This window comes from Methylobacterium phyllostachyos (assembly GCF_900103445.1).
Classification (GTDB): Bacteria; Pseudomonadota; Alphaproteobacteria; order Rhizobiales; family Beijerinckiaceae; genus Methylobacterium; species Methylobacterium phyllostachyos.
Genome location: NZ_FNHS01000002.1, coordinates 116,598 through 139,499, shown reverse-complemented (window position 1 = coordinate 139,499; position 22,902 = coordinate 116,598). Strand labels below are relative to the sequence as shown.

21 protein-coding genes are annotated in these 22,902 nt (G+C 70.3%); 6 read left to right on the top strand and 15 right to left on the bottom strand.

Features of this window, described 5'->3' with window-relative positions; genetic code table 11:
* Nucleotides 1–53 precede the first annotated feature (53 nt).
* On the top strand, nucleotides 54–2,771 hold the full coding sequence (mutS, locus tag BLQ49_RS03435) for a DNA mismatch repair protein MutS (protein WP_091713329.1): 2,718 nt from the start codon (nucleotides 54–56) through the stop codon (nucleotides 2,769–2,771).
* A gap of 195 nt (nucleotides 2,772–2,966) precedes the next feature.
* On the opposite strand, the gene BLQ49_RS03430 is transcribed toward mutS, so the two are convergent.
* Together BLQ49_RS03430 and BLQ49_RS03425 are read right to left on the bottom strand one after the other, a co-directional pair.
* Nucleotides 2,967–3,404, bottom strand: coding sequence for a response regulator (locus tag BLQ49_RS03430; RefSeq protein ID WP_091713328.1), 438 nt, complete (start codon nucleotides 3,402–3,404; stop codon nucleotides 2,967–2,969).
* 68 nt (nucleotides 3,405–3,472) lie between these two features.
* Nucleotides 3,473–4,513 carry a histidine kinase dimerization/phosphoacceptor domain -containing protein gene (locus tag BLQ49_RS03425; RefSeq protein ID WP_091713326.1) on the bottom strand — a complete coding sequence of 347 codons (1,041 nt, stop codon included), beginning with the start codon at nucleotides 4,511–4,513 and terminating at the stop codon, nucleotides 3,473–3,475.
* Nucleotides 4,514–4,752: 239 nt separating this feature from the next.
* Between BLQ49_RS03425 and BLQ49_RS03420 the strand changes: the two genes are divergently transcribed.
* From BLQ49_RS03420 to BLQ49_RS03410, 3 genes are all read left to right on the top strand, one after another.
* Nucleotides 4,753–6,141, top strand: coding sequence for an AmpG family muropeptide MFS transporter (locus tag BLQ49_RS03420; protein ID WP_091713325.1), 1,389 nt, complete (start codon nucleotides 4,753–4,755; stop codon nucleotides 6,139–6,141).
* 25 nt (nucleotides 6,142–6,166) lie between these two features.
* Nucleotides 6,167–7,105, top strand: a complete 939-nt coding sequence (locus BLQ49_RS03415; protein WP_091713323.1) for an EcsC family protein — start codon at nucleotides 6,167–6,169, stop codon at nucleotides 7,103–7,105.
* 82 nt (nucleotides 7,106–7,187) lie between these two features.
* A complete protein-coding gene (locus tag BLQ49_RS03410; protein ID WP_091713885.1) occupies nucleotides 7,188–7,847 on the top strand; it encodes an MgtC/SapB family protein in 660 nt (219 codons plus the stop codon).
* Between the two features lie 13 nt (nucleotides 7,848–7,860).
* On the opposite strand, the gene ilvA is transcribed toward BLQ49_RS03410, so the two are convergent.
* The 6 genes from ilvA to BLQ49_RS03380 form a co-directional block, all read right to left on the bottom strand.
* A complete protein-coding gene (gene ilvA, locus BLQ49_RS03405; protein ID WP_244507416.1) occupies nucleotides 7,861–9,390 on the bottom strand; it encodes a threonine ammonia-lyase, biosynthetic in 1,530 nt (509 codons plus the stop codon).
* A gap of 81 nt (nucleotides 9,391–9,471) precedes the next feature.
* Complete coding sequence (locus BLQ49_RS03400; RefSeq protein WP_091713320.1) at nucleotides 9,472–9,762, bottom strand: type II toxin-antitoxin system RelE/ParE family toxin; 291 nt, start codon at nucleotides 9,760–9,762, stop codon at nucleotides 9,472–9,474.
* Entirely contained in the window at nucleotides 9,759–10,010 is a 252-nt protein-coding gene (locus tag BLQ49_RS03395; protein ID WP_091713318.1) for a type II toxin-antitoxin system ParD family antitoxin, read from the bottom strand. Before BLQ49_RS03395 ends, BLQ49_RS03400 begins: the two co-directional genes overlap by 4 nt.
* Before the next feature lie 94 nt (nucleotides 10,011–10,104).
* Nucleotides 10,105–10,452 (bottom strand): diacylglycerol kinase, encoded by a 348-nt coding sequence (locus tag BLQ49_RS03390; RefSeq protein ID WP_091713316.1) that lies wholly within the window; start codon nucleotides 10,450–10,452, stop codon nucleotides 10,105–10,107.
* A complete protein-coding gene (locus tag BLQ49_RS03385; protein ID WP_091713314.1) occupies nucleotides 10,452–11,507 on the bottom strand; it encodes an AbrB family transcriptional regulator in 1,056 nt (351 codons plus the stop codon). Before BLQ49_RS03385 ends, BLQ49_RS03390 begins: the two co-directional genes overlap by 1 nt.
* A gap of 111 nt (nucleotides 11,508–11,618) precedes the next feature.
* On the bottom strand, nucleotides 11,619–12,563 hold the full coding sequence (locus BLQ49_RS03380) for a LysR substrate-binding domain-containing protein (RefSeq protein ID WP_091713313.1): 945 nt from the start codon (nucleotides 12,561–12,563) through the stop codon (nucleotides 11,619–11,621).
* Between the two features lie 136 nt (nucleotides 12,564–12,699).
* Here BLQ49_RS03380 and BLQ49_RS03375 point away from each other — a divergent pair, with 136 nt between their 5' ends.
* Entirely contained in the window at nucleotides 12,700–14,289 is a 1,590-nt protein-coding gene (locus BLQ49_RS03375; RefSeq protein WP_091713311.1) for a catalase, read from the top strand.
* Between the two features lie 114 nt (nucleotides 14,290–14,403).
* Here BLQ49_RS03375 and BLQ49_RS03370 read toward each other — a convergent pair whose 3' ends face one another.
* Nucleotides 14,404–14,928: a BA14K family protein gene (locus BLQ49_RS03370; protein ID WP_091713309.1), complete on the bottom strand. Its 525-nt coding sequence runs from the start codon at nucleotides 14,926–14,928 to the stop codon at nucleotides 14,404–14,406.
* A 368-nt stretch (nucleotides 14,929–15,296) separates the two neighbouring features.
* On the opposite strand from BLQ49_RS03370, the gene BLQ49_RS03365 reads away from it, so the two are divergent.
* Nucleotides 15,297–15,773 (top strand): cupin domain-containing protein, encoded by a 477-nt coding sequence (locus tag BLQ49_RS03365; RefSeq protein ID WP_091713883.1) that lies wholly within the window; start codon nucleotides 15,297–15,299, stop codon nucleotides 15,771–15,773.
* On the opposite strand, the gene BLQ49_RS03360 is transcribed toward BLQ49_RS03365, so the two are convergent.
* The 6 genes from BLQ49_RS03360 to miaB are packed head-to-tail and all read right to left on the bottom strand — an operon-like array spanning nucleotide 15,725 to nucleotide 22,765.
* The gene (locus BLQ49_RS03360) at nucleotides 15,725–16,969 is read right to left on the bottom strand and encodes an MFS transporter (protein WP_091713307.1); all 1,245 of its coding nucleotides are present in this window, start codon (nucleotides 16,967–16,969) and stop codon (nucleotides 15,725–15,727) included. The genes BLQ49_RS03365 and BLQ49_RS03360 overlap by 49 nt on opposite strands.
* Nucleotides 16,966–18,627, bottom strand: a complete 1,662-nt coding sequence (gene lnt / locus BLQ49_RS03355; protein ID WP_425283970.1) for an apolipoprotein N-acyltransferase — start codon at nucleotides 18,625–18,627, stop codon at nucleotides 16,966–16,968. The genes BLQ49_RS03360 and lnt overlap by 4 nt, the downstream gene beginning before the upstream one ends.
* 19 nt (nucleotides 18,628–18,646) lie before the next feature.
* Nucleotides 18,647–19,783 carry a hemolysin family protein gene (locus BLQ49_RS03350; protein WP_091713303.1) on the bottom strand — a complete coding sequence of 379 codons (1,137 nt, stop codon included), beginning with the start codon at nucleotides 19,781–19,783 and terminating at the stop codon, nucleotides 18,647–18,649.
* A 36-nt stretch (nucleotides 19,784–19,819) separates the two neighbouring features.
* Complete coding sequence (gene ybeY, locus BLQ49_RS03345; RefSeq protein WP_091713302.1) at nucleotides 19,820–20,299, bottom strand: rRNA maturation RNase YbeY; 480 nt, start codon at nucleotides 20,297–20,299, stop codon at nucleotides 19,820–19,822.
* Nucleotides 20,300–20,301: 2 nt separating this feature from the next.
* Nucleotides 20,302–21,405 carry a PhoH family protein gene (locus tag BLQ49_RS03340; protein ID WP_091713300.1) on the bottom strand — a complete coding sequence of 368 codons (1,104 nt, stop codon included), beginning with the start codon at nucleotides 21,403–21,405 and terminating at the stop codon, nucleotides 20,302–20,304.
* Between the two features lie 22 nt (nucleotides 21,406–21,427).
* The gene (miaB, locus tag BLQ49_RS03335) at nucleotides 21,428–22,765 is read right to left on the bottom strand and encodes a tRNA (N6-isopentenyl adenosine(37)-C2)-methylthiotransferase MiaB (protein WP_091713298.1); all 1,338 of its coding nucleotides are present in this window, start codon (nucleotides 22,763–22,765) and stop codon (nucleotides 21,428–21,430) included.
* Between the last annotated feature and the right edge of the window lie 137 nt (nucleotides 22,766–22,902).

The following is a 22,902-nucleotide window of genomic DNA, read 5'->3' as shown; positions in this document are numbered from 1 at the left end:
CCGCGACGGTGTCCGCGGCCTGATTCGTGCGCCGCGCTCTGCTAAGAGGCGGCATGGCCCTTACCGCCGTCCGCCCCGCCGCCGACATCACGCCCGCCCCCGGCCTCGATCCGGTGGGCGCCACGCCCATGATGGCGCAGTACATCGAGATCAAGGCCGCCAACCCGGACTGCCTGCTGTTCTACCGGATGGGCGACTTCTACGAGCTGTTCTTCGCGGATGCTGAGATCGCATCCCGGGCGCTCGGCATCGTCCTGACCAAGCGCGGCAAGCACGCCGGGAGCGAGATCCCGATGTGCGGCGTGCCGGTCGAGCGCTCCGACGATTACTTGAACCGCCTCATCGCCCTCGGCCATCGCGTCGCCGTGTGCGAGCAGACCGAGGATCCAGCCGAGGCGAAAAAGCGTGGCCCGAAATCGGTGGTGCGCCGGGAGGTCGTGCGCCTCGTCACGCCGGGCACAATCACGGAAGACCGGCTCCTCGATCCGGCCCGGGCCAATCTGCTCCTCGCGATCGGGCGCCGGAAGACGGGGGAGGGGGCGGTCGCCTACGGGCTGGCGGCGGTCGACATCTCCACCGGCCGCTTCTCCTTGAGCGAGGTTCCGGCCGGCGATCTCGCGGGCGCGATCGCCCGCCACGATCCCCGGGAGATCGTGCTGTCCGAGGCGATCCACGCCGACCCGGCGCTGACGCGGATCTGGCAGGAGAGCCGGGCGGCCATCGTGCCCCTGGCGCAGGCGGAGCTGGAGCCGGCGGCGGCCGAGCGGCGCCTGCGTGAGCAGTACGGTGTCTCGACGCTGGACGGCTTCGGCCAGTTCACCCGGGCCGAGATCGCGGCCGCCGGGGCGGCGCTCCTCTACATCGCGCGCACCCAGCTCGCCGCCCGGCCGCCTCTGGCGATCCCGACCCGGGAGGATCCGGGGGCGACGCTGGCCATCGACGCGGCCACCCGCGCCAACCTCGAACTCACCCGCACCCTTTCGGGAGAGCGGACGGGGAGCCTGCTCGCCACGATCGACCGGACCGTGACAGCCAACGGCGCGCGGCTCCTCGCCGAGCACCTCGCGGGTCCTTTGACCAACCTCGAAGCCATCGCCCGACGGCACGAAGCGGTGGCGCATCTCGTCGAGAACGGCCCTCTGCGTGCCGGCCTGCGCGACGCGCTGGCCCGGGCGCCCGACCTCGCCCGCGCCCTGTCGCGCACCGGGCTGGGCCGCGCCGGGCCGCGGGATCTCGCCGCCATTCGGGACGGGCTCGCCGCAGCGGCGGACCTCGAAGCGCGCCTGTCCGCCGTACCCGATCTGCCGGAGGACCTCGTCCGCCTCGCCGGTCATCTGGAGCAGGTCGATGCCGACCTGATCGCGACCCTGACGGCGGCGCTCGCCGACGAGCTGCCGCTCAGCCGGCGCGACGGCGGCTTCGTGCGCCCGGGTTATCACCCGGAGATCGACGAGGCCCGGATCCTCGGGCAGGATTCCCGCAAGGTGATCGCAGCCCTCCAGGCCCGCTACGCGGAGCAGACCGGCTGCCGGACCCTGCGCATCAAGCACAACAACCTGCTGGGCTATTTCATCGAGGTCCCGCAATCGATCGGCGAGGCCTGCCTCAAGGGGCTGCAGAGCGAGTTCGTCCATCGCCAGACGATGGTGGACGCCATGCGCTTCACCAGCGTCGAGCTAGGCGCGCTGGAATCCAAGATTTCGGGGGCTGCCGACCGGGCGCTGGCCCTTGAGGCGGCGGTGTTCGACGATCTGACCGCCCGTATCCTCGCCGGGGCCGAGACGATCGCCGAGGTGGCCGAAGCCCTGGCCGGCCTCGATGTCGCGGCGAGCCACGCCGAACTAGCCGTCGAGCTCGACTGGCGCCGGCCGGTGGTGGACGACTCATTGAGCTTCGTCGTGGTGGGCGGCCGCCATCCGGTGGTCGAGGCGGCGCTCCGCCGAGCGGGCGAGCCCTTCATCGCCAACGATTGCGACCTATCCGGCGACACGCGGGGGCGGATCCGGCTGATCACCGGACCCAACATGGGCGGCAAATCGACCTTCCTCCGCCAGAATGCGCTGATCGCGGTGCTTGCCCAGATGGGTGCCTTCGTGCCGGCCGCGGAAGCGCGGATCGGCCGGATCGACCGGCTGTTCTCCCGCGTCGGTGCCGCCGACGACCTCGCCCGCGGGCAATCGACCTTCATGGTCGAAATGGTCGAGACCGCAGCGATCCTGAACCAGGCGACCCGCCGCTCCCTGGTGATCCTAGACGAGATCGGCCGCGGCACCGCGACCTTCGATGGCCTCTCGATCGCCTGGGCCTGCCTGGAACATCTCCACGAGGTGAATGCCTGCCGGGCCCTGTTCGCCACGCATTTCCACGAGCTGACCGCGCTCGGCGACCGCCTCGCCCGTTTGGAGAACGCCACCCTCAAGGTGGCCGAGCATCGGGACGGCGTCGTCTTCCTGCACGAGGTGGTGCCCGGCATCGCCGAGCGCAGCTACGGGCTGCAGGTGGCGCGGCTGGCCGGGCTGCCCGGCAGTGTCGTGGCGCGGGCCGGGTCAATCCTCAAGAGCCTGGAGAAGGCGGAGCGCGGCCGCCCGGCGCGCGCGCGGATCGACGACCTGCCGCTCTTCGCGGCCCTGGCGCCGCCACCGCCGCCCGAGCCGCCACCCGAGGATCCCCTGGGCGCGTTGCTCGACGCCATCGATCCCGACGCACTGACGCCCCGCGAGGCGCTGGATGCGCTCTACCGGCTGAAGCGCCAACGGGCGGGACGGGGGTGAGAAGCCGGGCAAGCAGGCACCCCCTCTGCGGGGGCGGATGATGCCCGAAGAGCGTCGGGAGCGCGAAGCAACGGGGTAGAAGGAGGGCCCGACCCTCGCAGGTCACGCGGTTCCCCTGACGTCGGGTTCCCCCATACGGGACCTCGTTCCAGCCCGCGCGGAACGGATTACGGTCCGCTGAGGATGTCGGGAAACTCACCCCGGCGCGGGCACGAATCCATCGGGGCAAACCGGCTGGCCGCGGCCGGCGCGGCGGTCGGCGACGTAATCGAGGGTACTGGCCACAACCCGCTCGGAGTAGGGCTTGGCGATGACGCCGATGGCGCCGGCGAAATCCCGGGGGATGCGCTTGGCGTTGGCGGTCATGAACACCACGGTGATGCGCTGATCCTCCGAGAGCGCGCGGGCGACCTCGATCCCGGTCGGACCATCCACCAAGTGGACGTCGACTAGGGCGACATCGGGCGCCGTCGAACGCCCCAACGCGATGGCCTCGGCCGCGTTGCCGGCGACGCCGACCGTCACATGCCCGAGATCGTCCAGAAGGCACTCGAGTTCGAGGGCGATCAGCGCCTCGTCCTCGACCACGAGGATGCGCAGGGCCATGTCCGCGGCGGCGTTCCCGGTCCCCATGCGCGCTTCGTCCTCCGGCAGGTCAATCGCCCACCCGTCCGCGAGCGTGGAACGTCCGTTTAAAATTCTCAAGACGCGGTCTGCAGCGGAATATCGATCTCGACATTCGTGCCCGGCGCTGCGTCGGTCCAGACTATGGTCCCGCGCATCTGACGCACCACCATCTCGACCAGATTGCGCCCGAAGCCCGCCGGATTGGGCGACGCCCCCGCGAGACCAACTCCATCGTCCCGGATCGTCAGATGCATCCCGCTCGCATTCCGCCGGGCCGCGATCGAGACCCGCCCCTCCCGCTCGTCGGGGAAGGCGTGGCGCAGGGCGTTCGCGGTCAGCTCGTGGATGAGCAGCGCCAGCGGCGCCGCCATCGCGGCCGCCACCGCGATCGGCTCCACGTCGGCCTCGACGCGACGCCGCTCCGGATCGAGGCCGGCATTCATGTCAGCCAGGAACTCGGACGCGAACTCGCCGAGGTTGAAATGCGCGCAGTCACCCTCCGAGTAGAGCAGCCGGTGTGCCGTGGACAGCGCGCCGATGCGCTCGGCCATGCTCTGAAGCGCGTCGCGCGCCTCACCCTCGGGGGTCCGGCGCGCCTTTAGCAGCATCAGTGAGGAGATCACCTGGAGGTTGTTCTTCACCCGGTGATCGACCTCGTGCAGCAGCGCGGTCTTCTGCTCCAGCGCGGCAGTCAGGGCCTGGGTCCGGGCATCGACGAGGCGTTCGAGCTCGTCGTTGGTGCCGCGCAGGGTCACTTCGAACTGGTGGACATGGGTCATGTCCGCTTGGGCCGCGTAGTAGAAGGCCACGCCGTCCGCGTCGCTCACCGGCGTGATGGTCATCGCGTTCCAGAAGGCCGTGCCGTCCTTCCGGTAATTCAACAGCTCGACCGAGATCGGCTCGGCCGCTTGGATGGCGGTGCGGATCCGCTCGACGGTCGCCCGGTCGGTAGCCGGGCCCTGCAGCATGCGGCAATTACGCCCGACGACCTCGTCGACACCGTAACCGGTGGACTGCAGGAAGGCCGCGTTGGCCCAGGCGACCGGGTTGTCGGGGGCGCGCGCATCGGTAATCACCATCGGCGACGGGCTGCGCGCGAAGGCGTCGACCAGCATAGCCGGGGGTGGAGCAGGCTCGGATCGGGCACTCAACGCATGATTCCATACTCTGCGATGCTACGCGTCTATCCGTCGGCGCCTCCTCCACGCCGCGATCCACGGGGCGTGGATAGTGCGTTAAGCAAGGTTCGATCAAATTGGGGCGAACAGCTTCACAATCCAGCGAGACCCTAGGCGGCGCAAGGTTGCCACGATTTCGCCGGATCAAGGCCAGGACGGCTCAGGAGTTCCATGCGATGGGCAACCAGCCACAGGCGATGCGCCGCTTCCGGCTCCGCGACATCGTGGAGGACCGGCGCATCGTCCTGATGCTCGCCCTCGGCTTCTCTTCCGGATTGCCGCTGCTGCTGGTGCTGGGGACCTTCACGCTCCGACTCGCCTTCTCGGACATCGACGTGCGTGCCATCGGGCTGTTCAGCTATGTGGCGCTGCCCTATTCGCTGAAGTTCCTCTGGGCGCCCGCCATCGATCGTATCAACGTTCCGGTGCTCGGTCGGCGTCTCGGACGCCGCCGGGCCTGGATGGTCACGACGCAGGCCGCCGTCGCCCTGTGCCTGATCCTGATGGCCTTCTCGGACCCGAAGACGAATCTCGCGCTGCTTGGCCTCGGCGCCTTCTTGATGGCGTTCTGCGCCGCCAGCCAGGACGTGGTGATCGACGGGTGGCGCATCGACGCCGCCGGCAGCGACTTCCAGGGCATTCTGGCGGCGACATCGAACCTCGGCTACCGCCTCGGCCTCATCGCGGCCGGCGCCGGCGCGCTGTTCATTGCCGCAGCCGGGGGTTGGACGCTCGCTTACCTGATCATGGCCGCGCTCATGCTGGTCGGGATGGTGGCCGCGCTGCTGGCGCCCGCCTTCGACAGCGCCCGCCCGGCGGTGATCGCGACGGCCGGACGCTCGCGGCTCTGGTCGATCCGCCGCGCGGTGTCGGAGCCGCTGACCGAGCTGCACGGCCGTTTCGGGGGCGCGCTCTGGGGCATCCTCGTGCTCGTCGCACTCTATCGGCTGCCCGACTTCCTGTCCGGCGTGATGGCGAGCCCGCTCTACCGGACCCTCGGCTTCGACCTGAAGGAGATCGCCACCGTCACCAAGCTCTACGGCATCTGGGTCGGCATCGCGGGCGGCTTCGCGGGGGGTTGGGCGCTTGCCCGGCTCGGGCTGTTCCCGACGCTGCTGCTCGGCGCGTTCCTCGCCGCCGCCTCGCACCTCGCCTTCGCATGGCTGTCGGCCGGCGCGCCCGAGATCTGGCGCCTGACGGTCGCCATCTCGATCGAGAACTTCTGCGGTTCCTTCGCGGGCATCGTGCTCATCGCTTACATGTCGAGCCTCACCAGCCCGGCCTACGCGGCGACGCAATATGCCCTCTTCTCCTCCCTCTACGCCTTGCCCGGCAAGCTGATCGCCGGCGCCTCGGGTTTCATCGTGGCGGCGATCGGCTATCCGGCGTTCTTCGTTTTGACATCGCTGGTCGGCATTCCGGTGCTTGCGCTGTGCCTCGCCGTGGGCCGTCGCAACGGTCAACCGGCCGCCGAAGCGGCGCCGGCGCAGGCAACGAACACCGCGGGGAACCGCTCGACGGGCGCGGAACTTCCTTCCACGGCGCGCGCCCCGGGGGCTGCGTAACAGGAATAGATCCAGGGATCCTTGGATGACCACGACCGACATCACCCGCGCCGACACGACGCTGCCAACGGTGGCCCGCGAGACGATGCTGAGCGACGCGGACCTCGCCGCCCTGCGCAGGGCCGTGCAGACCCTGGAGCGGCCGAGCCTCGCCGCCCGCCTCTCCTCGGCCGCAGGGGCACCTTTGGACATCATCGGGCGCTCGCTGCCCGCCCCGGTCACAGAGGCGGTGAGCCGGAGCACCGAGGTGGCTATGCGGACGGCGCTGCGGGTCGCGCTGGCGACCCTGCCGCGCAAGGAAGTCGCGCCGGCGGAGGGCGGCGGCATCGGCGCGGCCGCCGTGAAGGCCGAGAGCCGAATTGCGCGGATCCTCGGCTCGGGCGATACCAAGCACAAGGCGTTTGCCGCGCTCTCCGGCGCCCTGGGCGGCGCGTTCGGCCTCTCGACCCTGGCGGTCGAACTGCCGGTCTCGACGACGCTGATGCTGCGCTCGATCGCCGAGATCGCCCGCGAGGAGGGCGAGGATCTGGAGACGCCCGAGGGCGCGCTCGCCTGCGTGCAGGTCTTCGCGCTGGGTGGCCGGGCGGCCGCCGCCACGGAGGCCGGTTCGGCGCTCACCGAGAGCGGCTATTTTGCGGTCCGCGCGGCCCTGGCCAAGACCTTGGCGGAAGCTGCACGCTATGCCGGCAGCAAGACCCTCCTCGACCAGTCGGCGCCCGCGCTGATCCGGTTCACCGCGCAGATTGCGGCCCGCTTCGGCCTCGTCGTGTCGCAGAAGGTCGCCGCGCAGGCGGTGCCGATCCTCGGGGCGTTCGGGGGTGCTGCGGTCAACACCGCCTTCATGAACCACTTCCAGGCGACGGCGCGGGCCCATTTCACGGTGCGGCGCCTGGAACGGACCTACGGGCCGGTTGCCGTGCGAGCCGCCTACGAGGTCGAGAAGGCCGCGCTCGGCGTGAGTTGATAAGCCGGCTCATGAGCGTTCAGAATCTGCCGCTCCCACGCGATGCGCGAGATCGGAGGTGAGCGTGATCGGCAACGGCGAGATGGTGGTGCGACTGGCGCTGGCCGCCCTGTTCGGCAGCGTGATCGGCCTGGAGCGCGAACGCCTGCTCTGGGCGGCGGGCCTGCGGACCCACATGCTGGTCTGCGTCGGCTCGTGCCTGATCATGCTGGTCTCGGCCTTCGGGTTCAGCGATGTGCTGGGTACCGAGCATGTCGTGCTCGATCCCTCCCGGATCGCCGCCCAGGTCGTGTCGGGGATCGGATTCCTGGGCGCGGGCACGATTCTGCTGCGCGGCGAGGTCGTGAAGGGCCTGACCACAGCGGCGAGCCTCTGGGGCGTGGCGGCGATCGGCCTCGCGATCGGCAGCGGCCTCTACGTGCCGGCCGTCGCCGCGACGGCGCTCATCGTGGGCATCCTGGCCGGGGTTAAGCCGTTCGAGGAACGCTGGCGCGATCGGATGCGCGTGCGGACGCTGCGGTTGACGGCGCGCACGGGCACGCTGTCGATCGACACCCTCCAGACAGCGACAGGCGAGCGCGCCTCCCGGGTTCGAAGCTTCACGGTCCGCCCCAGCGCGAACCCGGACTTCGATGATGTGACCGTCACCTTCGTGCGTCTGTCGCATACGAGCGTCGCGGCGATCGCCGAGAAGCTGCGTGCCATGCCAGACGTGAGGTCGGTGGAAGAGGCGACGGAGTAAACGGATCCGGGGCTCACGCCGCCCCGGCAATCTCGCCGTCGAGGAACAGGCGATAGGCCGGGTTCTCGGTCTCGTCGGTGGCCGGATAGCCCAGCGCCTCGATGACCGCGTCGAACCTGGCCCGCTCGGCCGGGGGGACCGCGATGCCGGCAAGCACGCGGCCGTAATCGGCCCCGTGGTTGCGGTAGTGGAACAGCGTGATGTCGAAGTCCGGCCCCAGCGCGTCGAGGAACTTCATCAGAGCGCCGGGCCGTTCCGGGAACTGGAATCGGAACAGCCGCTCATGCGGGACGCCGACCGCCCGGCCGCCCACCATGTAGCGGACGTGGACCTTGGCCATCTCATTGTCACTCATGTCGAGGACGCGGTAGCCGGCCTCGCGCAGGGTGCCAATCAGCGCCTGCTTCTCGCGCTTGCCGCCGGTGACGTTGATGCCGACGAAGATCTGCGCCTCGCTCCCCGGGGCATGGCGGTAGTTGAACTCGGTGATGGCGCGCGGGCCCAGGGCGTTGATGAAGGCCCGGTAGGCGCCCGGTCGCTCCGGAATGGTCACGCCGATCAGGACCTCCCGCTGCTCGCCGATCTCGGCCCGCTCGGCGATGTGGCGCAGGCGGTCGAAGTTGAGATTGGCCCCCGACGAGATCGCGATCAGCGTGCCGGTGCCGCCCTCGCGCTCGGCATAGAGCTTGGCACCGGCGAGACTCAGGGCGCCGGAGGGTTCGGAGACCGCCCGGGTATCGTCGAAGATATCCTTCACGGCCGCGCACATCGCGTCGGTGTCGACGGTGATGACCTCGTCAAGGTGCTCGCGGCAGAGCCGGAAGGTCTCCTCGCCGGCCTGCCGCACGGCGACGCCGTCGGCGAACAGGCCGACGGAGGGCAGGCTGACGCGGGTACCGGCGGCGAGCGCCGCGGCCATGCAGGCGGCATCCTCCGGCTCGACGCCGATCACCTTGGTGCCGGGCCGCAGGTACTTCACGAAGGTGGCGATCCCAGCGGCGAGGCCGCCGCCCCCGACGGGCACGAAGATCGCCTCGATCGGGCCGGTATGCTGCTCCAGGATCTCCTTGCCGATCGTGCCCTGGCCGGCGATCACGTCGGGATCGTCGAACGGGTGCAGAAAGGTCAGGCCCTGCTCGGCTTCCAGGATCTTGGCTTGCGCCAGCGCCTCGTCGAAGGCGTCGCCGTGCAGCACCACCTCGGCCCCGCGGGCCCGGCAGGCATCGACCTTGATCGACGGCGTGGTGCGCGGCATCACGATCACGGCCCGCGCCCCGAGCTTGGCGGCGGCGAGCGCAACGCCCTGGGCATGGTTGCCCGCCGAGGCGCAGACCACACCGCGGGCGATCTGGTCCGGGCTCAGGCCCGACATCTTGTTGTAGGCGCCGCGCAGCTTGAACGAGAAGACCGGCTGGAGATCCTCGCGCTTGAGCAGCACCGGGCGGCCGAGCCGCTGGGTCAGGCGCGGCATTGGATCGAGCGGGCTCTCGATCGCCACGTCGTAGACGCGGGCGGTGAGGATCTTGCGGATGTAGTCCGTCACGGGGTGGTGTCTCGGCGGGTGTGCGAAGGCGGTGGCCGCCAGATAGACCCTTGCGCCGCGAGATGCGAGCGGCGCCCCTGTTCAGGTCAGATGCCGCGCCCAGTTCTGACGGCCGTGTAGCACGCGAACGATCAGGATGCCGTCCGCCTGCTCGATGTAGGCGACGACATGCGCGCGATAGGGATACAGCCGCACCGGCCTGACAAATTCATCGCGAAGACGGGCCATCTGCGGCCTTTCTTCGAGCAGGGCCAACAGGGTCTTCAGTCCAGCGTAGTAGTGTTCGGCATGCGCGTTTCCGAACTTGACGGCGCCGGACATGTAGATCTCGATGAGATCCAGGTTCGCCCGCCGCGTCGTCCGGATTGTCACGGACGCCGGGCAGACCGCGAGCGCTCCCGGGCCTCGGCCAGGACATCGTCCAGCGACGATGCGCTGATGCCGCTGTCGAACCCCTCGGCGATCAACGCCTGGACCTGCGCGAGACCGTCGCTCCGCTCCTGATCTTGGCGAATCAAGTCGCGGACGTAATCGCCGGCGCTGTTGAAGCGGCCGCTCGCGGCCTGGGCGTCGACCCAGTCCTTCATCGTTTCCGACAACGATATGTTCACGCTCGCCATCTCGAACCGCCTCCCGCGTCAGGGAAGATGGCAAAGATTCTGAATCGTTGCCAGGGACAGGCGATTGCCGAAACGCGGTTACATCGCGGTCGGGTCACCCCAGCCGTTCGACCAACGCTGCCACCCACACCAGCAGCGCCGCCACCTGCGCCATGAACGTCCCCGCCGAGGCGAGGTCCTTCACCCGGCCGATCATCGGGTGGTGGCTCGGATGGACGTGGTCGCAGAGCTTCTCGACGGCCGTGTTGAGGAACTCGGCGGCCAGCATCAGCAGCAGGCTCACCATCAGCGCCACGCGCACCCACAGGGTCGCGCCGAGCAGCAGCGCGACCGGCACGCCGACCACCAGCAGAACCAGTTCCTGCCGGACGGCCCGCTCGGTGCGCGCGCCGTGGCGCAGGCCGCGCCAGGAATTGAGGAAGGCGAGGACCAGGGCGTTCATCAGGCCGCCCCTTCGGGCACGGACCGGCTGATCCACTTGGCCAGCAGCGGGCCGGTCAGCAGCACCACGAACAGGCGCAAAGTCTGGACCGCCAGCACGAAGGACACATCGGCCTTCGAGCCGACCGCGATGATCGCCACCGAATCGAGCCCGCCGGGGCTCGTGGCAAGCACCGCGGTCAGCAGATCGATGGGCAGCAGCAGGGTCAGGCCCCAGCCCCAGGCGGCGCAGAGGGCGATCACCGAGAAGGTCGCCACCAGGATGCCCGGCAGCGCCGCGACGGTCAGGCGCAGGGTCTCGCGGGTGAAGCGCAGGCCGACATAGATGCCGATACAGGCATAGGCGAGTTCAAGGAGCGGCACCGGCAGGGCCATCCGGACGAGGCCGGTGGCGTGGAGGAGGCTGCCCAGCACCATCGGGCCGACCTGGGCGCCCGCCGGCACCCGCAGGGCGAGGGCCACGCCGGCGCCGATCACCGCCACCGCCAGGGTCGCCAGGAGGGAGAGGGGCTCGATAGACTCGGCGCCACCGGCGGTGCCCGCGGCGGCCGGGTTCGCCATCAGGAACCGGGCGGCGAGCGAGGCCGAGAACACGACCGCGGCGACGCGCACGTACTGCATGAAGGCCACGAGCCGCGGATCCGCGCCAAAATCCTCGGCCATCGCCACCATGGCGGAGGCCCCGCCCGGCGAGGAGCCCCAGGCGGCGGTCGTCCCCGGCAGCACCCGCAGGCGGGTAAGGACCCAGCCGACGACACCGCTGACCGCCACGGTCACCAGCACGACGGCGACGATGAGCGGGCCGTCCTCCAGCAGGGTCTGGGCGATCTGTCCGGTGACGGCATGGGCCACGAGGCAGCCGATCATCGCCTGCGAGGCCTGGAAGGCCGATCGCGGCACGTGGAGGCGCGACCCGCCGACGCCGAACGCGATCGCCGCGATCATCGGCCCGAGCAGCAGCGCCGCCGGGAACTGCGCGCGCACCAGGCCATACGAGATGGCCACGGAGACGGCGGCAAGGGCGGCCCAGAGGCCGAGGGTGCGCAAGGAGGGCAAGGCGTTCGCGGGCGGAGGTGCCCGCGGGGAAAATCGGGCTTCGGCCGCGCGCTACACGGGAATATTGGCCCTGTCACGGCAAAGATTCGGCAGGGCGGCCCCGCGCAAATATCAGGGCTCGGAGGCCAGTGCAGTTCCGTCGCGGCAGGCCGCAGTTCCCGGCGGCGCATGCGCCCGGAAGAAGGCCGCAAGGCGCGACAGGCCGGAGGCACGGGGATCGCTGGTGCGCCAGGCGAGGGCGATGGTCCGGCCCGGGCCGTCGACATCGAAGGCCCGCGTCACGGTCAGCCCGCTCGGGTCTGGCCCAGCCGGCACCGCGAGGGCGGGGAGCAGCGTGTAGCCGGCCCCGGCCGCCACCATCGAGCGCAGGGTCTCCAGGCTCGTGGCGTGGCGGCCGACCGAGGATCCGGCACCGCAGGCCGCGATCGCCTGATCGCGCAGGCAATTGCCCTCGTCGAGGAGCAGGAGGTCCGGCCCGGCGATCTCGGTGGCCGAGAGGGCGCCGCCGCGGGCGAGGGCGTGCTCGGCCGGGCAGGCGAGCCAGAACGGCTCGATGAACAGGGGCGCCGCGGTCAGCGCATGCTGAGGCACCGGCAGCGAGACCAGGGCCGCGTCGATCCGGCCATCCCGAAGGCCCTCCACGATGTCGGCGGTCCGGGATTCCTGCAGCGAGAGCGTCAGCAGAGGATATTCCTCGCGCAGCGGCCGCAGCACCAGTGGGAAGAAATAGGGGCCGAGCGTCTGGATCGCCGCGAGGATCAGGCGCCCGGTCAGCGGCGAGCCGCGCCCCTCGCTGGCGAGCGTCAGCAGGCGCTGCGCCTCCCCCAGGATCACCCGGGCCTGCCGCACGATCACCTGACCGGCCTCGGTCAGCAGGACGCGGCGGTTCGAGCGCTCGAACAACACGAGGCCCAGCGCGGTTTCCAGTTTGCGGACCTGCACGCTGAGCGTCGGCTGGCTGATGTTGCACCGGTCGGCGGCCCGCCCGAAGTGCCCTTCGTCGGCAACGGCGACGACGTATTCGAGATCGCGCAGCGAGAGGCCCGAGAGGTTCATAGGCAGCGTCTATCACGACGTTTGTGACGATGCATTTGCCTCGGGGTCATGCCGGGGTCATAACCTTTCACCAGAACGGTTCCAGGTTGACCCCGGTGTCTGCCGAGGGCCTTCGCAGAACGGAGAGACGGTACGCATGAGCGATCAACGCCCGATCCTGACCACCCGCCAGGGCCATCCGGTCCGCGACAACCAGAGCACCCGCACGGTCGGTGAGCGCGGCCCCGCGACGCTCGAGAACTACCAGTTCATCGAGAAGATCACGCATTTCGATCGCGAGCGGATCCCGGAGCGCGTTGTCCACGCCCGCGGCGCCGGCGCCCATGGCTGGTTCGAGGCCTACGGCAAGATCGGCGATGAGCCGGCCTCCAAGTACACCCGCGCCCGCGTCCTGAACGAGACCGGCGTGAAGACGCCGATGTTCGTGCGCTTCTCGACCGTCGCCGGCGCCAAGGAGAGCCCGGAGACCGAGCGCGATCCGCGCGGCTTCGCGGTCAAGTTCAAGACCGTCGACGGCAACTGGGACCTCGTGGGCAACAACCTCAAGGTCTTCTTCATCCGCGACGCGATCAAGTTCCCCGACATGATCCACGCGTTCAAGCCGGACCCGGTGACGAACCGCCAGGAGGCATGGCGCTTCTTCGACTTCGTGGCCCAGCACCCCGAGTCGATCCACATGGTGACGCACCTCAAGTCGCCCTGGGGCATCCCGGCCAATTACCGCGAGATGGAAGGCTCGGGCGTCAACACCTACAAGCTGGTCAACGACCAGGGTGAGGCGGTGCTCTGCAAGTTCCACTGGATCCCGAAGCAGGGCGTCCGGAACCTGACCTCGAGCCAAGCGTCCGAGATCCAGGCCAAGGATGTCGGCCACGCGACCCGCGACCTGTACGACAACATCAAGGCCGGCAATTTCCCGGAGTGGGAGTTCGCCGTTCAGATCATGCCGGACGGCCCGAACGACCACCTGTCGTTCGACCCGCTGGACGACACGAAGCTGTGGCCGGTGGACCAGTTCCCGCTTCTGCCCTGCGGCCGGATGGTGCTCGACCGCGTGCCCGACAACTTCTTCGCTGAGGTCGAGCAGTCGGCCTTCGGCACCGGCGTGCTGGTCGACGGCATCGACTTCTCGGACGACAAGATGCTCCAGGGGCGGACGCTGTCCTACTCGGACACGCAGCGCTACCGCGTCGGCGCCAACTACCTCCAGCTGCCGATCAACGCGCCGCAGCCCGGCGTGAAGGTCTACTCGAACCAGCGCGACGGTCAGATGGCCTACACGGTCGACGGCACCGGCCCGAACAAGCACATCAACTACGAGCCCTCGACCCTGGCTGAGGGTCTGCGCGAGGCCCCGAAGCCTGCCAAGGACTACCACCAGCCGGTCCAGGGTAACCTCGGCCGCTACCAGACTTCGCGCACCGAGGACGACTACACCCAGGCTGGCGTGCGCTACCGTTCGTTCGCGGATTGGGAGCGGGACGACCTGATCGCCAACCTCGTGGCCGACATGAAGCAGTGCCCGGAGCCGATCCAGCTGCGGATGGTCTGGCACTTCTGGCACGCCGACGAGGATTACGGCCGCCGCGTCGCCGAGGGTGCGGGCATCGATCTGGAGAAGGCCAAGGCTTTGCCGCCGCTGCCGGGCCGCGCCGCCCCGGGCAAGCGCCTGCAGACCGAGACCTACACGGACGGCTCGCAGGCCCACCGGGTCGCTGCGGAATAAGTCCCCTCAACACCTGACGACGGAAGGCCCCGCGAGCACCCGCTCGCGGGGCCTTTTTGCTGGGCGAGGCAGCGATGAACCGTCGGGCGAGGGCAAGCCCACGCGCGCGCCGCCTCAGGGACAGTGGCGCCGCACGTAACCCTTGCCGATGTAGGTCTGCGTCCGCGGATCGTAGGTCCTGAAGCGCCGCGCACAGGCCGCGATGGCGGCCGGATCGTCCGTCACCACCTCCGTCTGCGTCTCGACGGGGACCTCTACCGGCGCCACGTAGATCGGTGGCATGTAGACGTAATCGGCGTCATACCAGGGATCGCCATAGGCCCCGAACAGGCCGCCGAGGCCCAGGCCCAGCCCGAAACCGCCCAATCCGTAGCCGTAGCTCCAATAGCCACGGTGCCAGTGATGATGATGGGCGTAGGGAGGCCGTCCGAAAAAGCCGGGGCGGGCGAAGCCCCCGCCGGGTGCGATGCCGGGCCGGACGGGTCCGAGCGGCCGCCCCCAGGCCCCGACCCGCGGCCCCACCGCGCCCGCGTGGAAGCCGCCACCGAACCCGCGCGCCTCTGCCCCCATCGTGCCCAGACCGAGCGCCACCAACGCGGCGGAGACAAGTTGACGTCCTGACCTATCGATGCGTGCCATGCTGATCACCCGACGCGGATGCCGCCCAGCGGCCGGCGCTTGCTAGAGGAATCCGCGTTAACGTGCGTGCGTCGTGCGTTCAGTCAAGGGCGTCCCAGGCGCAAGACACCAGCAGTCATGCAGCTGCAGAATGCCAACCTTCGAAGAAACAGCGAATGAACAGACTCGCCCGATGTAGGCCGAGCTTCAGCGCTTGATCTTTCGATCAGTATATTGAACCCGGAAACGACCATAACGGTTTATTGTCTTGCCGACAATTACAACGCGAGATTTCTGCGCCTAAGTTTCTCGGAGCATCGTGACGGCCAGCCTGTGCTCGCATGATGCGGGTCTCGGCAGGCTTGAGTCTCGAGCATGGGGAGGATGCGATGGCAGCGCTAATCCATCAGGACGCGAAACCCGACGTGGTGTTCGGCGGGGTACGCGTCACCTACCTTGCACGCAGCGATGCGACGGCGGACGTCCTCGGGATCTATCGGCTGGAATTGGACCCCCGCACGCCGGGCGCCGGGCTGCACCGGCACGCACGGCTGACTGAGACCTTCGCGGTGGAGGCGGGCACCCTCGCCCTGCACCTGGACGGGGCGGATCTCGATCTGGGACCCGGTGACTTCGCGCTGGTCCGGCCGGGCACACCGCACGCCTTCGCCAACCGCAGCGACCAGCCGGTCCGGCTCACCCTGAGCTTCACACCGGCGCTCGCCCGCGAGGGTTTCTTCGAGGGCTTGGCCGACCTCGCCAAGTCCGAACGCCTTTCGGATGCCGAGGCGTTGGAAGAGCTGATGCTGCGCTACGATCAGGAACCGCTGGCCGGGTTCGAGGGCTGGAGCGCGCTCAAGGGCTGAGCGACCGGGCCGCGGGTCTCCGGTTCCGCCGCGCTGACCTTCCGGTCGCGGCCCGCCGCGAGGCCGATCAGGATCGCGGCGGCGGCGATGCCTGCGAACAGGGTGCCGGGAATACCCCATCCTCCGGTGGCCTCATGGGCGAGCCCGAATACCAGCGGGCCGAGGCACGCGCCTGCATAGCCGATGCCCTGCGCCATGGCGGACAGGCCGGCAGCGCTCGCCGCATCCGCCGCGCGGAGCACGATCAGGGTGAGCCCGAGGCCGAAACAGCCGCCGATCCCGAATCCCAACACGCAGGCGGCCGGGACGCGCAGGGAGTCGGCCCCGAAGGCCAGCACCAGGAAGGCGGCTGCGGTCAGGCCTGGGATCACGACGATCCAGGCGCGCTGGTCGCGGGCGCGGGCGGCCAGCGTGGCGGTGATCAGGGCTCCGGGCGCCTGGACCAGGGTCGTCAGCGAGGCGAACAGGCCGGCATCCAGCGGCGACAGACCACGCCCCTGCAGCAGCAGCGGCAACCAGCCGAACAGGATGTAGGCGAGGGAGGATTGCAGGCCCATGAAGCCCGTCACCCACCACGCGAGGGGGTTGCGCAGCAGCCGCCCGGCCGAGGGCGCCGACCGCGGGCTCGGCCGACGGGCGAACGGGATCCAGACGAGGCCGGCGACGAGCGCAGGCAGCGCCCAGATCGCCAGGGCGGACGGCCATCCGCCCCCGAGGACGTGCTCGACCGGCACCGATGCACCCGCCCCCGCCGCGGCCCCGAGGCAGAGTGTCATGGTGTAGAGCCCGGTCATCAGGCCGCCGCTGCCGGCGAAGTCGCGCTTGACCAGGGCGGGCAGCAGCACGTTGTCGAGGCCGATGCCGATGGCGGCGAGCGCCGTCCCGGCAAAGAGTGGGACCAAGCCCCCGAGGCCACGCAGCGCCAGCCCGGCCGCCAGGATGGTGGTGCCCGCGAGCACCGCGAGATCGGCCCCGATCCGCCGGATCAAAGGGGCCGCCAGGGCGCAGGCGATGCCGAGGCACAGGACCGGCAGGGTCGTGAGGATCGCGGCCCCGCCCGCGCCGAGGCCGGTCTCGTCCCGGATCGTCGCCAGAAGGGGGCCGACCGTGCTCAACGCTGGCCGCAGGTTGAACGCGACCAGCATCAGCGCGAGGGCGAGGAGGATCCGGCGCGATCCGGCGGGTTCCACGCTCATATCCGCCGTCCGGTCACGGCACCGATGAGGCAAGCTGCCAGCATCAGCACGAAGGCCCCATCGCCGAACCGGCCATAGAGGGTCCCGCCGACGATGCGCGCCGGCAGGTCGGCATCGAGCCACGTTTCCTTGTCGAGGGGGGTCTGCGCGACGATGCGACCGTGCGGGTCGATCACCGCGGAGATGCCGGTATTGGCGTCGCGCACCATTGGCAGCCCCTCCTCGACGGCGCGCAGGCGCGCCTGGGCGAGGTGCTGGCGCGGCCCCGGCGTGTCGCCGAACCACGCGTCGTTGGTGACGTTCAGGATCAGCCCGGCAGGGCGGGCCGACGGCGCGGCATGACCCGCCGGCAGGATCGCACCCGGAAAGATCGCCTCGTAGCAGATCGTCGCCGCCACCGGCGGAAGGCCGGGCACCGCCAGGATTCTCTGCGCCGCCAGCGTACCCGCCGAGAAGCCGCCGGGCACCGCCACGAACTGGCGCAGGCCCAGCGCCCGCAGGGCGGCGTCGAGGGGCCCGGGCAGGTACTCGCCGAACGGGACGAGGTGGACCTTGTCGTAGCTGTCGGAAATCACGCCGTCCGGCCCGATCACCAGGATGGCGTTGAAGTAGCGCAGGCGCTCGCCCGGCAGCGGCTCCTCGGCCCGGGCCGCGCCGGTGACGAGGTGCTGCCCGGGCTTGAGACCGGCCGCCACCTTGGCCAGCGCATCGGGATCGCGCTGGATCAGGAACGGGAAGGCCGATTCCGGCCAGACGATATGGGTCGGCTCAGGGTCGCCGGCCTCGACCGGGCGCTGGCTCAGCTCGATGTAGCGGTCGACGATGTCGGCGCGGTTCTCGGGCCTGAACTTGGCGTCCTGCGGCAGGTTCGGCTGGACGAGGCGCAGGCGCACGCCCGCCACCACGGGATCGGGCGGTCCCAGGCGCTCGGCGCCGAACAGGGCCATGCCGGCGAGGACGATCGCGGCGGCCGCGCTCGGCCCGAACCGGCTGCGCGGGTGCGATCCGGTGGCGAGCGTCGCGGGGGCTGCGCAGATCAGGATCGCCAGCACAGTGAGGCCGTAGAGGCCGATCTCGGCCGCCCATTGCACCAGCCAGAGGTTCTGGGCCAGCGCCATGCCGAGGGTGTTCCACGGGAAGCCCGTGAACAGGTGGCCGCGCAACCACTCCGCGGCCCCGACCCCGACGGCGAGGGCGGCGATCCGCGCCGGTCCGCGGCGCCAGAGCAGGCCAGCGGCCCCGAAACCCGCCCCGTAGAACAGGCCGAGCCCGAAGGGCAGGCCGATCACGCCGAGGGGCAGCGCCCAGAGGAATTCGTCGGCCTCGACCAGGAAGGCCTGACCCAGCCACCACAGGCCGGCCGTGAGATAGCCGAAGCCCCAGGCCCAGCCGATCAGGAAGCACGGCCAGAGCCGCCGCAGGGCAGGGCGGTCCGCGGCCGCGCCGTCCATGAGCCAGACCGCGACGGTCAGGGAGACGATCAGGGCCGGCAGGATGCCGTAGGGCGGCATCGCCAGGGCGCCGAGCGCCCCCGCGAGCCACGCCAGGCCGAGGCGGCGCCAGCCGGTCAGGCCCGCAATGCCCCGTACGAAACTTGGCGCCCGGCCAAGCATCGGCGCACCCGGCGCCGCGGAAGCCCGGGCGTACCCCTCCACCATGCCCGTCACGCCGGGACCGTCACGGGTGGGACGTCTCGGCAGCCGGTGGATTGGGGTTCGCGGGCGGGGGCAGGGCGAGCGGCACGACGCTGCTGATCCGCGCCGCACCCTTGTGGAAGCGCAGCCGCTTCAGGCGGCGGGGATCCGCGTCGAGCACTTCGAATTCGAGGTCGCCGGGCCCGGCGATCAGCTCGCCACGCGACGGGACGCGGCCCGCCAGGGTCACGATCATGCCGCCCAGCGTGTCGATCTCCTCGGCCATCTCGCCGACCGCCGCCGCCAGATCGACGCCGGTCGCCTCAGACACCTCGGCCAGCGGCGTGCGCGCGTCGGCCACGAACACCTCGCCCTCGCCATCGACCCTCTGGACGTAACTGGCCTCCGCGACATCGTGCTCGTCCTCGATGTCGCCGACCACGACTTCGATCAGATCCTCGATGGAGATCAGCCCATCGGTGCCGCCATACTCGTCGATCACCAGCGCCATGTGGGTGCGGGTCGCCTGCATCCGCACCAGCAGGTCGATCGCCGGCATGGAGGGCGGAACGAACAGGACTGGGCGCTGGATACGCGCCGCCGCCAGGGTCGTGGTCAGATCGACCTTCCCGAGGTCGAGGCTACGCGGAAGCCGCGGTGCCGGGCGCCGGACCCGCGGCGCGGCCACGCCATCGGCCGTCCCATCGGCAGCGGGCTCCGCGAGCTTGGCCGCCGGGACGCTGCGCCGGGTCGGCTCGGCCTTAGCGGCAATATGGTCCACGAGATCGCGGATGTGGACCATGCCGCGGGGATCGTCGAGCGTCTCGCCGTAGACCGGCAGGCGGGAATGGCCCGCGGTGCGGAACAGCTTGAGCAGGTCGCCCAGGTTGGTCTCATCGGAGACGGCCACGATGTCGGCCCGGGGGATCATCACGTCGTCCACCCGCACCTTGTGCAGGCCCAGCACGTTCTTGAGCATCACGCGCTCGAGCGGGGATAATCCGCTCTCGCCGGCATCCGGCTCGGCCAGCGCCTCCTCGAGGCCCTCGCGCAGCGAATCGCGCGGCTTGAGGTGGAGCGCCTGAAGCAGGCGGTCGTACCAGGGCTCCCGATGCTGGGATTCACCCTCGGTGGAACTGGGCGCGGCCAGGGCCGCGCCGCGACTTCGATCGTTGCTCATGTCTCTCGGGTCTGGGGTCGCTCGGGCGTCGCGCGCTCAGGCATAGGGATCCGGGATGCCAAGGGTCGCGAGGGCCGCGACTTCGAGGGCTTCCATGGCATCAGCCTCGGCCTCGCCGATCTCGTGGTCCTGACCGAGACAATGCAGGGTGCCATGGACGAGGAGGTGGGCGAGGTGATTCTGGAGCGGCTTCGACTGCTCCGCACTCTCGCGCACCAGGGTCTCGTACGCAAGGACCACGTCACCCAGCGGCGTCGCGACCTGCGCATGCCGCGGCTGCGGCGCGGCCGGGAACGACAGGACGTTGGTGGGCTTGTCCTTGCCACGCCACGTCTTGTTCAGCTCCTGAACGGCGGCGTCGTCGGTCAGCAGGACGCTGACCTCGACGGGGCCATCCGGCATCTCGGGGGCCATGGCGAGCCCCGCCTCGACGGCGCGGATCACGAGGGCTTCGAGGCCGGGAATCGCGGTCTCCCAGCGCTCATCCTCGACGGCGAGGTCGATGTCGTGCGGCATGCTCACGCCAGCGGCCGGCGCCGGGGATTCGGATTGCGCTCGGCCTCGTCCGCACCGTGAGCGGCCGACTCGTAGGCGGTGACGATCCGGCGCACGAGGTCGTGGCGGACGACATCGATGTCCTTGAACCGCACGTGGCCGATCCCCTCGACGCCGTCCAGCACGCGCACCGCCTCGACGAGGCCGGACTTCTGGCCCGGCGGCAGGTCGATCTGGCTGGGATCGCCCGTGATGATCATGCGCGAACCCTCGCCGAGCCGCGTGAGGAACATCTTCATCTGCATGGAGGTCGTGTTCTGCGCCTCGTCGAGCAGCACCACGGCGTTGGTGAGCGTCCGCCCGCGCATGAAGGCCAGCGGCGCGATCTCGATCTGGCCGGTCTGAAGGCCCCGGTCGACGTGACGGGCCTCCATGAAGTCGTAGAGGGCATCGTAGATCGGGCGCAGATAGGGATCGACCTTCTCGCGCATATCACCCGGCAGGAAGCCCAGGCGCTCGCCGGCCTCGACGGCGGGGCGCGACAGGATCAGCCGCTCGGCATGGCCCTGCTCCAGCAGCGAGACCGCGTGGCCGACCGCGAGCCAGGTCTTGCCGGTGCCGGCCGGCCCCTCGGCGAAGACCAGCTCGTTGGTGCGCAGGAGCTTGATGTATTCGTCCTGCGCCGGGTTGCGCGCCCGCACGGCCCCGCGCTTGCGGGTGGCGATCTGCTCGAAATGCGGCTTGTCGGCCTCGGCCGCGATCGTCTCGGCCGGGAACAGGGTCGCCTGCGCAGTGGCCTCGCGGATCGCCCCGTCGACATCGCCGAGCGTCAGCGTGCTGCCGCCGGTGCGAACCCGCGCGTAGAGCTTCTGGAACACCCGCCGGGCCTTCTCGGCGGCGTCGGGCGAGCCCTTGATGACGAGATGGTTGCCGAGCGCCGTGGCGGTGACGTCCAGACGGCGCTCGATATGGGCGACGTTCTGGTCGTACTGACCGAAGACAAGGCTCGCGAGGCGGTTGTCGTCGAACGTCAGCGGCACCTCGACCGCCTCGTCCTGCCCAGCCGGGCGAACCGGGCCGCGCCCCTTCAGGGCGCCGCGCGCGCCCGCCCCGTCCGATGCGCTCAAGCCGTCATCCTCGTCATGCCCCTCACGCCGCCACGGCCTCCGAGACGAGCTGCCCAAACAGGCTGTTGGCGCCCGCCTCGATGATCCGCACCGGAACGACAGTGCCGATATGGTGGGGCGCCGCGTCGAACTGCACTGCGAGGAGGTGCGGCGTCTTGCCCGCGACCTGACCGGGATGCCGGCCGGGCTTCTCCACCAGCACGTCGAACACCCGGCCCTCGGCCGCCCGCTGATAGGCGTGGCGCTGGCTGTCGAGCAGGGCCTGCAACTCCGCGAGCCGCGCCGCCATCACGGTGTCCGGCACCTGATCGCCCCGGTCGGCCGCCGGCGTGCCGGGGCGGGGGCTGTACTTGAACGAGAAGGCGCTCTCGAAGCCCACATCGCGCACGAGCCGCAGGGTCTCGGCGAAATCCGCATCGGTCTCCCCGGGAAAGCCGACGATGAAGTCGGACGAGAGGGCGATGTCGGGCCGGGCCGCGCGCACCCGGTCGATCAGGCGGCGGTACTGGTCGCCGGTGTGCTTGCGGTTCATCGCGGCGAGGATCCGGTCCGAGCCCGACTGCACCGGCAGGTGCAGGTAGGGCATCAGGGCCGGCACTTCGGCATGGGCCCGGATCAGCGCGTCGTCGAAATCGTTCGGGTGGCTCGTGGTGTAGCGGATCCGCGCGATCCCGGGGATTTTTGCGATCGTCCGCACCAGCTCGGCGAGGCCGACCGGCGCGCCGTCCGCCCCCGCGCCGTGATAGGCGTTCACGTTCTGGCCGATCAGCGTGACCTCGCGGACGCCGCCTTCGGCCAGCTTCTCGGCCTCGGCCAGGACCGCCGCCACGGGGCGCGAGACCTCGGCGCCGCGGGTATAGGGCACCACGCAGAAGGCGCAGAACTTGTCGCAGCCCTCCTGCACGGTCAGGAAGGCCGAGGCCCCGAGGGTCCGCCGCCGGGGCAGGTGGTCGAACTTGTCCTCGACCGGAAATTCGGTGTCGACCACGCGGCGCTCGCGGGAGCGGGCCAGCAGGTCGGGCAAGCGGTGGTAGCTCTGCGGGCCGACCACCACGTCGACGGCCGGCTGGCGCGCCTGGATCTCCGCGCCCTCGGCCTGGGCAACGCAGCCCGCCACGACGATGCGCGTGTCGAGCCCCTGCGCCTTGCGCTCACCCTTGAGCACGCGCAGGCGGCCGAGTTCCGAATAGACCTTCTCGGCGGCCTTCTCGCGGATGTGGCAGGTGTTGAGGACGACGACGTCCGCGTCCTCGACCGAATCGGTCGGCGCGTAGCCCTCGGCGCCCAGGACGTCGGCCATGCGGGCCGCGTCGTAGGCGTTCATCTGGCATCCGTAGGATTTGACGTAGGCCTTCTTCAACGCGCCCGTCCCGAACCGTCCACTTGAGCTTCACGCCGGCCCCGCGGGGCCCGGCATCCGGCCTGTAGCACGGATCGCGCGGGCCGTCGCGGCGCCTGAAACGCGACCGGCCGCCCGAGGGCGGCCGGTCAATGGCT